Origin of the sequence: Kitasatospora sp. NPDC096128, from assembly GCF_040303105.1 — a bacterium.
Lineage (GTDB): Bacteria > Actinomycetota > Actinomycetes > Streptomycetales > Streptomycetaceae > Kitasatospora.
This window is the reverse complement of sequence record NZ_JBEOSP010000025.1, coordinates 11,897-27,009: the sequence shown is the minus strand read 5'-3', so window position 1 is coordinate 27,009 and position 15,113 is coordinate 11,897. Positions and strand designations below refer to the sequence as shown.

Here is a 15,113-nt window from a genome sequence, read left to right as displayed (position 1 = left end):
TCACGCCGGCCGAGGAACTGGACACCCTTATCCTGTCCCCGACAGGGCGAGGGCCCGCCAACCCCCACCCCCACCCCCAGGTACGGGGCCGGACAACGAGCGCCCCCAGCGCCCGCCGCCCGATCCCGGCCACGGTCACGCCCGCGAGGGCGCCGTCCGTCCCGCCCCCATAGCTCAGCGGATAGAGCACCCGCCTTCTAAGCGGTAGGTCGCAGGTTCGAATCCTGCTGGGGGCACCACCCCGCGAATTCCCGCAGGCCATCGCGGCCGTGAACACTTTCCGTGGCCGCCCCGGACCTCCGGGTAATCCAACACCCACCGCGCATAACCCGTGACAATGCGTGTCATGACCGCCGCGAAAGCCGCACGGGCGAAAACCCGGAATTCCGGGCGAATCCCCCACCCCCGAGCGAAACAACCGCCCGAACAGCCCGACCGGCGAAATCCGGCAAAAGCCGGACACCCGCGCCCGGGGGCCTCCGCCCTCAGGAGCCGGCCCCAGGACAGGCCCTAAGCCGTCAGCCCCGCCAGATAGGCGTCGAGCAGAGCGGTCTGCCGCTCAGCCGGGAACTCCGCCGGGGCGAACAGCGACTGCACCACCAGCCCCAGCACGAAGGCCTGCGCACCCGCCGCGAGCCCGGCGGGATCGGCGCCGGCCGGGAGTTCGCCGAGCCGCTGGGCGTCCGCCACGAGCGCCGTGAGCGCCACCCGCGACCGGGCGTAGCGCCCCGCGTGCGCGGCCGCCAGCTCCGGGTCCGCCAGGGCGACGTCCCAGGAGCTGACCCAGATCCGGTTGCCGGACTCGGTCGCCTCGTCCAGCGGCAGCACGTCGAGCAGCGCGGCCCGCAGCCGGGCCAGCCCCTCGGGCGGCGGCGGGGTGCCGTCGGCCGGGGCCAGCCGCCGGGGCCGGGCGGCGGAGCGGCGGTCGAGCTCCTCCAGGGCGTGGCTCAGCAGCGCCCGCTTGTTCGGGAAGTAATGCGTCAGCAGGCCGGTGGAGGCACCCAGTTCGGCCGCCACCGCACGCAGGGTCAGCCCCTCGAAGCCCCGGGTGGAGAGCACCCGCCACACCCCCTCGGAGACTTCCGAGCGGCGCGCGTCATGGTCTCCACGGGCTGGCGTCATGGGGGCTATCGTACATACCAAACGTTTGTTATGAATGATCCGGACAGCTCGAAGCCCCACCCTCGAAAGGCCCGCCCGTGTTTTCCGTCCCGCTCGCCGAGAACGCCGAACTGCGCCCGCTGGAGCCCTGGCAGGCCCCCGAGTTCCTGGCCCACATCGACCGCGCCCGCGCCCACACCGACCCGTGGATCCCGTGGGCCACCTTCTCCACCGACCTGGACTCGGCCCGCGCCACCCTGCAGCGCTACGCCGACCGCCAGGCCGCCGACTCGGGCCGGATCTACGGCATCTGGCGCGACGGCACCCTGGTCGGCGGCGTGATGTTCGTGCAGTTCGACACCAAGAACGGCAACTGCGAGATCGGCGCCTGGACCGAGCCGGCCGGCGAGGGCGGCGGGCTGATCACCGCCGCCGTCCGACTGCTGCTCGACTACGCCTTCACCACCCGGGGCCTGCACCGCGCCGAGTGGTGGTGCTCGGCCGTCAACGCCCGCAGCCGGGCCGTGGCCGAGCGGGTCGGGATGCGGCGGGAGGGCGTGCTGCGGGAGTGGTTCCTGCACAACGGGGTCCGCCAGGACAAGGAGATCTGGGCCGTCCTGGCCTCGGAGCACGCCGCCGCGAAGGCCTGACGGCCCGCCGCACCCCTCGCCGGGGCCGGGCGCGAAAAGCCGGAGCGGGGCCCGGTGGAGACCCCCGTGGTCCACCGCGCCCCGCTCCGGCTCCGCCCCCCGAGACCTCGGGCCTCGGGCCTCAGGTCTCAGGTCTCAGGTCTCGGGCCTCAAACCTCAGGCGGCCGGCACCGGCGCCTCCGCCGACCCCACCGACCCCTCCGACCCCACCGCCTCCGCCGAGCGCAGCCGCAGCGCCAGCAGCAGCACCAGGACCATCACCCCGCCCGCCGCCAGGAAGACCACGTCCACGGCGTCCGTGAAGCTCCGCAGCGCGTGCTCCCGGGCCGCGCCGGTCAGCGCCCGCACCGCGGAGAGCGACCGCCCGGGCTCACCGGACTCGAACACCCGGGTCAGCACCGTCCCGAAGAGCGCCGCGCCGAGCGCGTTGCCGAGGGTCTGGAAGAACCGGATGCCGGTGGTGGCGACGCCGAGCTGCTCGCCCGGGGCGGTGTCCTGCACCAGCGTGATCAGCTGCCCGATCAGCTGCCCGAACCCGGCTCCCAGCAGGGCGAGTTCGGCGCCCACCGCCCACAGCGGGGTGTCCGGGCCGCTGAGTGCGAGCAGGGCCAGGGCGAGCACCGAGACGCCCGAGCCGGCGATCAGGAAGGTGCGCGGCCGGTGGCCGCGGGCGATCAGCCGGGTGGCGAGCAGGCCGACCCCGGTCATCCCGGCGGCCATCGGCATCAGGTAGAGGCTGGCCGTGGTCGGGGCGACCCCGCGGGCGATCTGCAGGTAGATCATCACGTAGACGATCGCGCCCATCATGCCCATCCCGACCAGGCCCTGGATCGCGAAGCCGATCCGCACCACCGGGATCCGGAACAGCGAGAGCGGCAGCACCGGCTCGGCGGCGGTGGCCTGGCGCCACAGGAAGAGCCCGAGCGCGGCCGGCGTGGCGACGGCCAGCCCGAGGATCACCGGCGAGGTCCAGGCGTAGTCCTTGCCGCCCCACTCGGTGACCAGCAGCAGCCCGGTGGCGAAGGCGGCGGCCAGGGTGGCGCCGAGGAAGTCCAGGCCGCGCCGGCCGAGGCGGCGCGGCAGCTTGATCACCAGGGCGACGCCGACCAGGACGAGCAGGCCGAGCGGCAGGTTGACGTAGAAGATCCAGCGCCAGCCGAGGTGGTCGGTGAACAGGGCGCCGACCAGCGGGCCGATCGCCATGCCGAGGCCCGCGACGATCCCGCCGACCGCGCCGCCCTTGCCCTTGCCGCGCTCCTCCGGGTCCTGGAGCTGGGCCATCACCACCATGGTCACGCTCATCAGCCCGCCGCCACCGATGCCCTGGACGGCCCGGAAGGCGATCAGCTCGCCCATCGACTGCGCGGCACCGCAGAGCGCCGAGCCGCACAGGAAGACGCCGACCGCGCCGAGCAGCACCCGCTTGGCGCCGTAGACGTCGCAGAGCTTCCCGTAGAGCGGGAGCAGCGCGGTGGCGGCCAGCGAGAAGGCGCTGACCAGCCAGGGCAGCCGGTCGACGCCGTGGACCGGGTCGAGGTCGCGGACGATCGGGACGGTGGCCGCCGAGACGATGTTGGAGTCGAGGACGGCCAGCACGATCGTCACCAGGCAGAGCAGCGTGCCGAGTTGCCGTTGGGCGACCGTCATCAGGGTGGATCCGGCCCGGTCGGGCGCGTTCCGGGCGGCAGCGGCGGGTGGTCCGCCAACGGGTGTCCGGGCAGCAGGTGCCTGGGCGGCGGATGTCTGGGCAGCGGGTGCCATCGGGAAGTCCCCCCGGAATCAGTGGAGTCGGCCCCGACCGGTGCGGTCCGGCGGGCTCGTCACCACCATGGCAGGCATTTTGGACTGGGTCAATTCTTCATCCAGACCAATCTTTCATCCCGTTCAATCTTTCTGCCTGGTCAACCTTTGATCCTGGTACAGTCTTCACATGGCGATCCACCACGGCTTGGACCTCGGCCCCGACCGCGACCTCGACGCGCTCCCGCTGCGCGAGCGCAAGAAGATCCAGACCGGCAGCCGGATCTTCCGCGCGGCCATCGGCCTGTTCGCCGAACGGGGCTTCGACCAGGTCTCGGTGGCCGAGATCGCGGCCGCCGCCGAGGTCTCCAAGATGACCGTCTTCAACTACTTCCCGACCAAGGAGGACCTGGTCCTCGGCCCGATGGAGCAGCACCTCGACGAGCCGGCCCGGGTGGTGCGCGAACGTGCCCCGGGCAGCTCGGCGGTGGCGGCGCTGCGCGAGCACTTCCTCGCCGCGCTGGAGCGCCGGGACCCGGCCACCGGCCTGAACGACGACCCGGTGGTGCTGGACGTCATCCGGCTGATCCACGCCACCCCGGCGCTGGCCCTGCGCGCCACCTCCGCCTTCGACCGACGCGCCCAGAACCTGCTCGCCGACGAGCTGCGCACCCAGGACCCGGACCACGACGGGCTGACCGCCAAGGTCGCCGCCGGCCAGCTGCTCGCCGTCCGGCTGACCCTGATCGGCGGCAACCACCTCCGGATGCTGGCCGGCGAGCGTGCCGGGGACGCCCTGCCGGACGCCCTCGACGAGGCCCGCCGCGCCTTCGCCGTGGTCGAGCACGGCCTCGGGGCGTACTGCGCCGGAGCGGCCTGAGAGAGTGGGGGCACCACGCCCGACGGAGGTGCCCATGGACCAGCCGCTGCTCACGCGGGACCGCTCCACCCTGCCCGCCCAGGCCGAGGGCCTGAACGCCCACGTCGGCGAGGACGGCGTCGCGGTCCTGGAGTTCGCCCGCCCGCACCGCCGCAACGCGGTGACCCTGGCGATCTGGCAGGCGCTGCCGAAGGTCCTGGACCAGCTCGCCGAGCAGCAGGGCGTGCGCGCCCTGCTGCTGACCGGCGCCGGCAACACCTTCAGCGCGGGCGCGGACATCGCCGAACTCGCCGAGGTGTACGGCGATCCGCAGCGCGCGGACGCCTACCACGCGGTCAACGTGGCCGCCGAGGAGGCGCTCGCGGCCTTCCCCCACCCGACCCTCGCCGTGGTGCACGGCGCCTGTGTGGGCGGCGGCTGCCAGCTGGCCGTCGCCTGCGACCTGCGCTTCGTCGCCGAGGACGCCCGGCTGGGGATCACCCCGGCCAAGCTCGGCGTGGTCTACCCGGCGGTGCCGACCCTGCGGCTGGCCCGGCTGGTCGGCCCGGCCCGGGCCAAGTACCTGCTGTTCTCCGGCGAGTTGGTGCGCGGCCGGGACGCGCTGCCGCTGGGCCTCGCCGAGCGGGTCCTGCCGGACGCCGAACTGGACGCCGCCGCACTGGAGTTCGCCCGACTGCTGACCAGCCGCTCGACCCAGACCATCGGCGCGGTCAAGGCCGCGCTGGCCGTCCCGGCGGAACGGGCGGCCGAGGCACTGGCGCCCTGGGAGCGGCGCTCACGGGAGGCGTCGGACGTGCACGAGGGGCTGGCCGCGTTCCTGGAGGGCCGCCCGGCGCGGTTCTGACCCCGCGCGGTTCTGACCCCGCACGGCTCTGACCCCGCACGAGCGACCCGCGGCTCACGTACGATCATCCGACCAGCGCTGAGCCGCTGACCGCCCTTCCCCACCCGGAGCACGCACCCCGATGACCACCGAGGCCACGACCGCCCCCACCAGCCGGACGACCTGGGCCCGCCGGGTCACCGACGGCGTCGAGCCGAAGAACGTGATCATCGCGGTCTGCCTGCTGATCGGCGCCCTGCGCTACGGCTGGCCCGGCCTCGGCTGGGCCGCCTTCGCCGCGCTGTTCGCGGCCGTCATCCCGACCCTGTTCATCCAGCGCGGCATCCGCAAGGGCACCCTGGAGGACCGCCACGTCGGCCACCGGCAGCGCCGGCTGACCGTCATCCCGTTCATCATGGGCTCGGTCGCGGTCAGCTTCGCGGTGATGATCCTGGCGCACGCCCCGCGCGACCTCACCGCGATGGTGGCGGCGATGTTCGCCTCGCTGGTGCCGATCCTGGTGATCACCGTCTGGTGGAAGGTCTCCGTGCACACCGCCGTGGCGGCCGGCGCGGTGGCCTGCCTCGGCATCGCGCTCGGCCCGCTCTGGCTGCTGCTCTACCCGCTGGTCGCGGTGATCGGCTGGTCCCGGGTGGTGCTGCGGGACCACACCACCGCGCAGACGATCGTCGGCGCGGTGGTCGGCTCGCTCACCGCCGGGCTCACCTTCTGGCTCACCCGGTAGGGCCCGCCGGCAGGGCTCAGCGGATGGGCATCCCGGAGATCGCCCGGGCGATGACCAGCCGCTGGATCTCGCTGGTCCCCTCGAAGATCGTGTAGATCGCGCTGTCCCGGTGCATCCGCTCCACCGGGTACTCCCGGGTGAAGCCGTTGCCGCCGAGGATCTGCATCGCCTGCGCGGTGACGAACTTGGCCGTCTCCCCCGCGTACAGCTTGGACATCGAGCCCTCGGCCGCGGTGAACGGCTGGTTGTTGGCGGCCATCCAGGACGCCCGCCAGACCAGCAGCCGGGCCGCGTCGATCCGGGTCTTCATGTCGGCGAGCTGGAAGGCCACGCCCTGGTTGTCGATGATCGGGCGGCCGAACTGCTCCCGGGTCCGCGCGTAGTCCAGCGCCACCTCGTACGCAGCCCGGGCGATGCCGATCGCCTGTGCCCCCACGGCCGGGCGGGAGGCCTCGAAGGTGGCCATCGCCGCGTTGCCCCGGCCGCCCGAGCGCTTGACGCCCTCGCGGGCCCGGGCCAGCCGCTCGTCCAGCTTCTCCTTGCCGCCGAGCAGGCAGCTGCCGGGCACCCGGACGCCGTCCAGCACCACCTCGGCGGTGTGCGAGGCGCGGATGCCGTGCTTCTTGAACTTCTGGCCCTGGCTCAGCCCGGGGGTCCCCTGCGGGACGACGAAGGAGGCGTGCCCGCGGGTGCCCAGCTCCGGGTCGACGCTGGCCACCACCACGTGCACGGCGGCGATCCCGCCGTTGGTGGCCCAGGTCTTGGTGCCGTTGAGCACCCACTCGTCCTTGGCCTCGTCGTAGACGGCCCGGGTGCGCAGCGCGCCCACGTCGGAGCCGGCGTCCGGCTCGGAGGAGCAGAAGGCGGCCACCTTGACGTCGTCCGGGGTGCCGAACATCTGCGGGGTCCAGGTGCCGATCTGCTCGTCGGTGCCGTTGGCGAGCACCGCGACGGCGGCCAGCGTGGTGCCGACGATGGACAGCCCGATGCCCGCGTCGCCCCAGAACAGCTCCTCCATGGCGATCGGGATGCCGACGCCGGAGGGGTCGAAGTACTGCTGGGCGTAGAAGTCCAGCGAGTAGATGCCCAGCTTGGCGGCCTCCTGGATGACCGGCCAGGGGGTCTCCTCGCGCTCGTCCCACTCGGCGGCGGCGGGGCGGATCACGTCGGCGGCGAAGCCGTGCAGCCAGTCGCGTACGGCGAGCTGGTCCGCGCCCGGGTCCAGCGAGAACGTGCTGCTCATGGTGGAGCCTCCGCAGAAGGGATGACGACGCAGGGATCACGGCCGCCGGATGCGACCCACCGGGGTGTTACCCCGGGTAACATCGTCGGAGTCTGCTACTGATTGGTAACCGGTGTCAACGCCCAGGCCGCCCAGAATCCCGAGGAGCAGCGCATGTCCCGAGAGCCCCGCCGCGAGCAGCTGCTCAACGCCGCCGACCGGGTCATCCAGCGCGAGGGGCCGACCGCCAGCATGAACGCCATCGCCGCCGAGGCCGGCATCACCAAGCCGATCCTCTACCGCCACTTCGGCGACCGGAACGGCCTGATCAAGGCCCTGACCGAACGCCACACCAGCGGCCTGCTGGCCGCCGTCCGGGCCGCCCTGACCGAACCGCTGGAACGTCGCGACCGGGTCGAGCACGTCCTGGACACCTACCTCGCCGGGATCGAGGCCCGCCCCCAGGTCTACCGGCTGCTCACCCACCCCGAACCCGGCGACCCCAGCGGCGCCGGCAACGCCCTCGCCCCCGCACTCCGGCGGATCGCCGAGGAGATCACCCGCGCCGTGCAGAGCCAGGTCGACCTCGGCGCCGACCGCGACCTGCTCGCCGAGGCCTGGGGCCGGGGCATCACCGGGATGGTGCTGGCCGCCGGGGACTGGTGGCTGGAGACCAGGCCCTGCTCCCGCACCCGCATGGTGCAGGCCCTGGCCGACCTGCTCTGGGGCCGCCTGGCCGCCGCCGCGGACCTGCCGACCGCCGTCCCGCCCGTCGCCCCGGCCGACCCGACCGGCCCGGACGCCGGCTGAACTCCCGGCCCGCACACGACCCTTGCGCGCACGACCCCTTGTCCACACGACCCTTGCGCGCACGACCCTTGTGCCGCCCCCGGACCCGCGGGCATCATCGGGGCCCCACCCCCGCCGTGCGAGGTCCCCGATGCGCCTGCGCCGCACCGCCGTTGCCCTGCTGCTCGCCGCCACCGCCGCCCTGACCGCCGCCCCGGGCCCGGCCGCCGCCGCCCCGGTACGGCCCCGGGCCCACTTCCCCACCGGGACGGCCACCGGCCCGGACGGCCGCACCGCCCTCACCGACGACCGGGGCCGTCGGCTCCAGCTGCGCGGCTTCAACCTCGACAAGTACGCCGAGGCCACCCCGGCCGACCTCGCCGCCGTCGCCGCCCAGGGCTTCAACCTGGTCCGGCTGCCGGTCTCCTGGACCAGGCTGGAGCCCGAACGCGGCCGCCTCGACCAGGCCGAGCTGCACCGGATCCGACAACTCCTCGACCAGGCCGACCGCTCCGGCCTGCTCGTCCTGATCGACCTCCACCAGGACGTCTACGGGCCGGAGTTCGGCGGCGGAACCAACGGCATCCCGCGCTGGGCCACCCGCGACGACGGACTGCCGTTCACCCCCGACCCGAAGGACTGGTTCGCCGGCTACTTCCAACCCGCCGTCCAGGCCGCCTTCCGCCACCTCTACGACGACCCCGACCTGCGCGCCTGGCAGGCCGACTTCTACACCCGGCTGGCCCGCGAACTGTACGGCCACCCCTCGCTGTTGGGCTACGACCTGTTCAACGAGCCGTTCGGCCCGGTGGACGGCGACCCGACCGACCCGGCCGTGCTCGCCGCCGCCTCCGCCGCCCTGGAGCAGGGCCGGCTCGCCGACATGTACCGCCGCCTGATCGCCGCCGTGCGCCGGTCCGACGACCGCGCCTGGCTGTTCGTCGAACCGACCGTCCTGGTCGGCCAGGGCGTGCCCACCCGGCTCCCCGGCTTCACCGACCCCCGCCCCGGCGCCCCCCGGCTCGGCTACGCCCCGCACTTCTACGACACCGCGGTGGAGAACGGCGCCGACTGGAACCCCGCCGACGGCTTCGTCGAGCAGTACGCCGCAGCGATCACCGGCTACCCGTCCGCCCACCACCTGCCCGTCCTGGTCGGCGAGTGGGGCCCGCCCGACTCCCGCACCCCGGGCAACACCCGACTGGTCCGGCGCCAGGTCGCCGCGATGGACGGCTTCGCCGAGGGCTGGACCATGTGGTACTGGTGCCGGGGCACCGGCGGCTACTGCGCCCTCGACCCCGCCGGGCACCCGGCCCCCGGCGACGAACCCGCGTTCGGCCCGTACCCGGCGGCCGTCGCCGGCTCAGACGTCCGCACAGACGTCCGCACAGACGTCCGCACCGGCGGGAGCACCGGCGGGAGCACCGGCGGGAGCACCGGCGGGAGCACCGGCGGGAGCACCGTCCGCTGGGCCGCCGACGGCACCGGCCGCACCAGCGAACTCGTCCTGCCGCCCGCCGCGTTCCCGCACGGCGCCCGGGTCGCCGTCTCCCCCGCCGGTGCCCGGGTCGAGGTCGGGCAGCCCGCGGACGGACGGGCGGGAACCGTACGGATCCGGCTCCCGCACGCCCGACCGGGCACCCCGGTGACGGTGACGCTCACCGCTCGGTGATCAGCCGAGACCGCGGCGCGCCAACAGCGGCGCGGTCTCCGGCGCCCGGCCGACCACCGCGCGGAAGGACTCCAGCGGGTCCCGACCGAACCCGCGCGCCAGCAGCTCGCGCCGGAACAGCTCGCCGCTGTCCCGCACCGACCGGCCGTTGGTCTCGAACCAGCGCACGGTGTCCGCGTCCAGCACCTCCGACCAGATGTACGCGTAGTACCCGGCGCTGTAGCCGCTGGAGAAGATGTGCTGGAAGTACGACGTGCGGTAGCGCGGCGGGATCGCCGGCACCGCGATGCCGGCCTCCGCCAGTGCTCGCGCCTCGAACTCCTCGGCGTCCTCGACCCGGTGGCCCTGCGGCAGGGTGTGCCAGGCCCAGTCCAGCAGCGTCGCCGCCAGGTACTCCACCGTCCGGAAGCCCTGTCCGAAGCCCTCGGCCGCGGTCATCCGCTCGACCAGCTCGGCCGGCAGCGGCTCCCCGGTGGCGTGGTGGCGGGCGTAGTTGGCCAGCACCTCCGGCCGGACCATCCACATCTCGTTGACCTGCGAGGGGAACTCCACGAAGTCCCGCGGCACCGCGGTGCCCGCGAACAGCGGGTAGCGCACGTCCGAGAACAGGCCGTGCAGCGCGTGCCCGAACTCGTGGAACATGGTGCGCACCTCGTCCCAGCTCAACAGGGCCGGCTCGCCCGGAGCCGGGCGCGGGACGTTGAGGGTGTTCAGCACCACCGGCCGCCGCCCGGTCAGCCCGGACTGGCCCACCAGCTCGTCCATCCACGCGCCGCCGCGCTTGGAGGCCCGGGCGTGGAAGTCCCCGATGAACAGGCCCAGCGCGGTGCCGTCCTCCTCGAACACCTCGAAGACCCGGGCGTCCGGGTGGTGCGCCGTCAGGTCCGGGCGCTCGGTGAACTCCAGCCCGTAGGCGAGCTTCGCGGCGAAGAACACGCCGTCCCGCAGCACCCGCTCCAGCTCGAAGTACGGGCGCAGCGCCGCCGCGTCCACCTGGTAGGAGGACTGCCGGACCTTCTCCGAGTAGTACGCCCAGTCGTGCGCGGCGAGCTCCTCGATGCCGTCCGCGGCCGCCACCTTCACCAGCTCGGCGGCCTCCCGGCGGGCGTTCGCCACGGCCGGCTCCACCAGCCGGGCCAGCAGCCCGGACACCGCCTCCACGGTGCCGGCCGTCTCGTCCGCGACGACGTACGCGGCGTGGCTCGGGAAGCCCAGCAGCGCGGCCCGCTCGGCGCGCAGCGCGGTCATCCGGATCGCCAGCGGGCCGTTGTCCTCGTCGGCCCGGGCCAGCGAGGCGGCCAGCAGCCGCTCGCGCACCGAGCGGTCGGCCAGCTGGGCCAGCTCGGGCTGGTTGGAGGGGCTCTTGAGGCTAAGTACGTACCGGCCCTCGTGGCCGAGCACCCGGGCGTTCTCCGCCGCGGCGGCGATCGCCCCCTCGGACAGCCCGGCGAGCTCCTCGGCGGTGTCCACGACCAGCGCGGCGGAGCGGGTGGCGGCGTTCACGTTCTGCTGGAACGTGGTGCCCAGCGCGGCGAGTTCGGCGTTCACCTCGCGCAGCCGAGCCTGCTCGGCGACGCCCAGCCGGGCCCCGGAGCGGACGAACGCGGTGTACCAGCGCTCCAGCAGGCGCAGCGACTCCGGGTCCAGTCCGAGGGCGGCCCGGTCCCCGTACAGCCCCTCGATCCGGGCGAACAGCCGCTGGTCCAGGTGGATCGCGTCGTGGTGGGCCGCGAGCAGCGGGCTGACCTTCGCCTCCACCTCGTCCAGCAGGTCGGTGGTGTCGGAGGAGGACTGGTTGCGGAACACCGCGTCCACCCGGCGCAGCAGCCCGCCGGAGCGCTCCAGGGCCACCAGGGTGTTCTCGAAGGTCGGCAGGGCGCGGTCGTCGGTGATCGCCGCGATCTCGGCCAGCTGCTCGGCCATCCCGCGCTCGTACGCGGGCAGGTAGTGCTCCTCCCGGATCTCGGCGTAGGGAGGCAGTTCGTAGACCAGGGGGCTGGCCGCGAAGAACGGGTTCTCGGTCATTTCGCCGACCCTACGCGGTGTCACCCCGCGTGCCCATACACCCCTGGTCATCGTTGTCAGACCCACCCGTTAACGTCGACGGCACGGGCCCCGGTCCGCACACCAGCGCCCCACCCGCACACCCGACCCGACCCACACCCCCGAACGCCCCGCCGCAGCACCGCCGCAGCACCGCCGCAGCACCGCCAGGAGAGGAGACGCCCGCCGTGGCCCCCAGAACCGCCCTCGCGCCCGACCCGCACGGCTCCGGCGGCCGCCTCCAGCCGCTCGACGACGCCGGCCGGCCGCTCGGCCCGCCGGAGCCCGTCCGCGACCTCGCCGCGGCCGTCGCCGCCCTGGAGTCCACCGCCCACCCGCGCTGGGTCTGGGCCGCCGCCGACTCCGGGTACGCCCCGCTGCTGCCCCGGCTGCCCGACCGGCTCGCCCGCTGCCACGACCTCCGGCTGGTCGAGGCGCTGCTGCTGGGCCACGAGGGCCGCTTCGGCGCGCCCCGCTCGCTCGGCGCCGCCTGGTCCCGGCTGCACGGCCTGCCCGTCCCGGACGACCTGCCCGAACCGGGCCTGTCCGACGCGGACGACGGACAGGACACCCTGTTCGCCCCGGACCGGCTGCAACTGCCTCCCGGCGCCGACCCGCTGACCGCCGTGGTCGCCGTGCACGCCGAACAGCAGCGGCGGATCGCCGCGATCGCCGACCCGGCCGCCCGGCAGCGCTTCCGGCTGCTGGTCGCCGCCGAGTCGGCCGGCGCCCTGGTGGCCACCGAGATCGCCCGCGACGGCCTGCCCTGGCGCTCCGACGTCCACGACCGGCTGCTCACCGACCTGCTCGGCCCCCGCCCCACCGTCCCCGGCACCCAGCCCCGGGTGCTCGCCGACCTCGCCGCCGAACTCCAACAGGCCCTCGGCGCCAAGCCGTTCAACCCCGACTCGCACACCCAGGTGCTGCGCGCCTTCGCCGAGGCCGGCATCCAGCTCGGCTCCACCCGCTCCTGGGAGCTCAAGGAGATCGACCACCCGGCCGCCCGACTGCTGGTCCGCTACAAGGAGCTGGCCCGGATCCACGTCGCCCACGGCTGGGCCTGGCAGGACGCCTGGGCCCGCGGCGGCCGCTTCCGGCCCGAGTACGTGGTCGGCGGCGTGGTCTCCGGCCGCTGGGCCAGCCGCGGCGGCGGCGCCCTGCAGATCCCGCGCATCCTGCGCCGCGCCGTGGTCGCCGACCCGGGCTGGCTACTGGTGGTCGCCGACGCCGCCCAGCTGGAGCCGCGGGTGCTCGCCGCGCTCTCCCAGGACTCCGAGCTGGCCCGCACCGCCGCCGGCGGCGACCTCTACGAGGCACTCGCCGCCCAGGCCTTCCAGGGCGACCGCGACAAGGCCAAGCTCGGCCTGCTCGGCGCCATGTACGGGCAGACCAGCGGCGACATCGGCCCACTGCTGAACACCCTGCGCCGCCGCTACCCGGCCGCCATGGGCTACGTCGAGGCCGCCGCCCGCACCGGCGAGGACGGCGGCGTGGTCGCCTCCCGGCTCGGCCGGGTCTGCCCGCCGGCCTCCGACGCCTTCCTCGACCTCACCGAGGCCGACGCCGGCGGCGAGACGGGCGGCCGCACCGCCCGCGCCCGCGGCCGGTTCACCCGCAACTTCGTCATCCAGGCCAGCGCCGCCGACTGGGCGCTCGCCCTGCTGGCGGCACTGCGCCGACGACTGGGAGAACTGCCGGTGCCCGTCCCGGCGGACCGCCCCCACCTGGTGTTCTTCCAGCACGACGAGGTGATCGTGCACACCCCGGCCAACCTGGCCGAGCAGGTGGCCACCGCCGTCGCCGAGGCCGCCGACGAGGCCCGGCGCCTGGTCTTCGGCGACACCCCGGTGCGCTTCCCGCTCAGCACCGCAGTAGTGGACTGCTACGCCGACGCCAAATGACCCCCGCTACAACTTGCGGAAGGACCGCGCCTCCTCCGCCGCCGCGACCACCTCGGCCAGCACCGCCCCGGTCGAGGCCGTGACGGCGGCCGCCACCGCGCCCTCCACGAACGGCGCGTCCACCAGCCTCACCCCCGGCCTCGGCTCGTCCTCCAGCACGGTCACCGCGGTCAGCACCGAGCTGCCGAGGTCCGGCAGCACGACCACGCCCGCCCCGGTGTCCGCCTCCGCGACCGCCCCGGCGATCAGCTCGTAGCTGGTGCCGAGCCCGCCGTCCTCCGTCCCCGCCGCGACCACCACCCGCACGCCGTCCGGGGCAAGCTCCCCCAGCAACTCACGCAGCCCGTCGGCCAACTTGGCACTGTGCGAAACCAGAACGATTCCCACCCGTCCACTCATGCGCCCGACCCTAGACCCCGCCCCACTGCTCCGGAAGGGTGAGCGGAACCGCGCGTGTCGCACCCCGTGCCCCCACCCCCCGTCTGGCGTAGCGTCGGCCCCAGGCTGTTGCGTCCCCACCGCGGTCACCAGAGGGAGCGAAGAACGTTGAAGAAACTGATCAACACCCCGGAGAGCGTCCTGGAGGACGCCCTGGCCGGAGTCGCCGCCGCCCACCCCGAGCTGACGGTGGACGTCCCCAACCGGGTGATCACCCGGGCCGCCCCTCCGACCGGCCCCAAGGTCGCGCTGATCTCCGGCGGCGGTTCCGGCCACGAGCCGCTGCACGGCGGCTTCGTCGGCCCCGGCATGCTCGACGCCGCCTGCCCCGGCGAGGTGTTCACCTCCCCAGTCCCGGATCAGATGCTGGCCGCCGCGAAGGCCGTGGAGAACGGCGCCGGCGTCGTCTTCATCGTCAAGAACTACACCGGCGATGTGATGAACTTCGAGCTCGCCGCCGAACTCGCCGCGGAGGAGGGCCTGGAGGTCCGCACCGTCCTGGTCAACGACGACGTCGCGGTCGAGGACTCCACCTGGACCGCGGGCCGCCGCGGCACCGGCGCGACCGTCCTGGTCGAGAAGACCGCAGGCGCCCTCGCCGAACGCGGCGCCCCGCTCGACGAGGTCGCCGCCCTCGGCGAGCGCGTCAACGCCGCCTCCCGCTCCTTCGCGATCGCGCTCACCGCCGCCACCGTCCCCGCCGCCGGCAAACCCGGCTTCGACCTGCCCGAGGACGAGATCGAGGTCGGCGTCGGCATCCACGGCGAGCCCGGCCGGCGCCGCGAGAAGCTCCGCCCCGCCCGCGAACTGGCCGCCGAGGTGGTCGAGACCATCCTCACCGACCACCACCTGACCCCGGGCGACGAAGTGATCGCCCTGCTCAACGGCCTCGGCGGCACCCCGCTGCTGGAGCTGTACGTGGTCTACGGCGAGGTCGCCGCCCGGCTCGCCGAGCACGGCATCACGGTGGCCCGCAGCCTGGTCGGCAACTACGTCACCAGCCTCGACATGGCGGGCTTCTCCCTCACCCTCACCAAGGCCGACGCCCAGCTGCTGGACCTCTGGGACGCCCCGGTCGACACCCCCGCCCTCAAGCGGGCCTGAAGGGA

Annotated in this window: 13 protein-coding genes and 1 tRNA gene; 9 read left to right on the top strand and 5 right to left on the bottom strand. The window is 74.3% G+C overall.

Translation table 11 applies throughout. From position 1 onward, the window contains the following. Nucleotides 1-163: 163 nt before the first annotated feature. Nucleotides 164-239, top strand: a tRNA-Arg gene (locus tag ABTY61_RS25875). Nucleotides 240-510: 271 nt separating this feature from the next. On the opposite strand, the gene ABTY61_RS25870 is transcribed toward ABTY61_RS25875, so the two are convergent. Beyond that, nucleotides 511-1,122, bottom strand: a complete 612-nt coding sequence (locus ABTY61_RS25870) for a TetR/AcrR family transcriptional regulator (protein WP_350507459.1) — start codon at nt 1,120-1,122, stop codon at nt 511-513. 77 nt (nt 1,123-1,199) lie between these two features. Here ABTY61_RS25870 and ABTY61_RS25865 point away from each other — a divergent pair, with 77 nt between their 5' ends. Next, the gene (locus ABTY61_RS25865; RefSeq protein ID WP_350507458.1) at nt 1,200-1,751 is read left to right on the top strand and encodes a GNAT family N-acetyltransferase; all 552 of its coding nucleotides are present in this window, start codon (nt 1,200-1,202) and stop codon (nt 1,749-1,751) included. 156 nt (nt 1,752-1,907) lie between these two features. Here the strand turns inward: ABTY61_RS25865 and ABTY61_RS25860 are convergent, their stop codons facing one another. Next, nucleotides 1,908-3,398 (bottom strand): MFS transporter, encoded by a 1,491-nt coding sequence (locus ABTY61_RS25860; RefSeq protein WP_350507457.1) that lies wholly within the window; start codon nt 3,396-3,398, stop codon nt 1,908-1,910. A gap of 283 nt (nt 3,399-3,681) precedes the next feature. Between ABTY61_RS25860 and ABTY61_RS25855 the strand changes: the two genes are divergently transcribed. From ABTY61_RS25855 to ABTY61_RS25845, 3 genes are all read left to right on the top strand, one after another. Further along, complete coding sequence (locus ABTY61_RS25855) at nt 3,682-4,371, top strand: TetR family transcriptional regulator (protein WP_350507456.1); 690 nt, start codon at nt 3,682-3,684, stop codon at nt 4,369-4,371. 34 nt (nt 4,372-4,405) lie between these two features. Continuing rightward, entirely contained in the window at nt 4,406-5,215 is an 810-nt protein-coding gene (locus ABTY61_RS25850; protein ID WP_350507455.1) for an enoyl-CoA hydratase/isomerase family protein, read from the top strand. A gap of 121 nt (nt 5,216-5,336) precedes the next feature. Further along, nucleotides 5,337-5,939 (top strand): phosphatase PAP2 family protein, encoded by a 603-nt coding sequence (locus tag ABTY61_RS25845; RefSeq protein WP_350507454.1) that lies wholly within the window; start codon nt 5,337-5,339, stop codon nt 5,937-5,939. Nucleotides 5,940-5,955: 16 nt separating this feature from the next. Here ABTY61_RS25845 and ABTY61_RS25840 read toward each other — a convergent pair whose 3' ends face one another. Then, a complete protein-coding gene (locus ABTY61_RS25840) occupies nt 5,956-7,182 on the bottom strand; it encodes an acyl-CoA dehydrogenase family protein (protein ID WP_350507453.1) in 1,227 nt (408 codons plus the stop codon). A gap of 153 nt (nt 7,183-7,335) precedes the next feature. Here ABTY61_RS25840 and ABTY61_RS25835 point away from each other — a divergent pair, with 153 nt between their 5' ends. Together ABTY61_RS25835 and ABTY61_RS25830 are read left to right on the top strand one after the other, a co-directional pair. Next, the gene (locus ABTY61_RS25835) at nt 7,336-7,971 is read left to right on the top strand and encodes a TetR/AcrR family transcriptional regulator (RefSeq protein ID WP_350507452.1); all 636 of its coding nucleotides are present in this window, start codon (nt 7,336-7,338) and stop codon (nt 7,969-7,971) included. Nucleotides 7,972-8,101: 130 nt separating this feature from the next. Next, on the top strand, nt 8,102-9,622 hold the full coding sequence (locus tag ABTY61_RS25830) for a glycoside hydrolase family 5 protein (RefSeq protein WP_350507451.1): 1,521 nt from the start codon (nt 8,102-8,104) through the stop codon (nt 9,620-9,622). Here ABTY61_RS25830 and ABTY61_RS25825 read toward each other — a convergent pair whose 3' ends face one another. Next, nucleotides 9,623-11,647, bottom strand: coding sequence for a M3 family metallopeptidase (locus ABTY61_RS25825; RefSeq protein ID WP_350507450.1), 2,025 nt, complete (start codon nt 11,645-11,647; stop codon nt 9,623-9,625). A 206-nt stretch (nt 11,648-11,853) separates the two neighbouring features. Between ABTY61_RS25825 and ABTY61_RS25820 the strand changes: the two genes are divergently transcribed. Further along, entirely contained in the window at nt 11,854-13,566 is a 1,713-nt protein-coding gene (locus ABTY61_RS25820; protein WP_350507449.1) for a bifunctional 3'-5' exonuclease/DNA polymerase, read from the top strand. Nucleotides 13,567-13,572: 6 nt separating this feature from the next. Here ABTY61_RS25820 and dhaM read toward each other — a convergent pair whose 3' ends face one another. Then, nucleotides 13,573-13,965, bottom strand: coding sequence for a dihydroxyacetone kinase phosphoryl donor subunit DhaM (gene dhaM, locus ABTY61_RS25815; protein WP_350507448.1), 393 nt, complete (start codon nt 13,963-13,965; stop codon nt 13,573-13,575). A 147-nt stretch (nt 13,966-14,112) separates the two neighbouring features. On the opposite strand from dhaM, the gene dhaK reads away from it, so the two are divergent. Continuing rightward, entirely contained in the window at nt 14,113-15,108 is a 996-nt protein-coding gene (gene dhaK / locus ABTY61_RS25810) for a dihydroxyacetone kinase subunit DhaK (protein WP_350507447.1), read from the top strand. Nucleotides 15,109-15,113 lie beyond the last annotated feature (5 nt).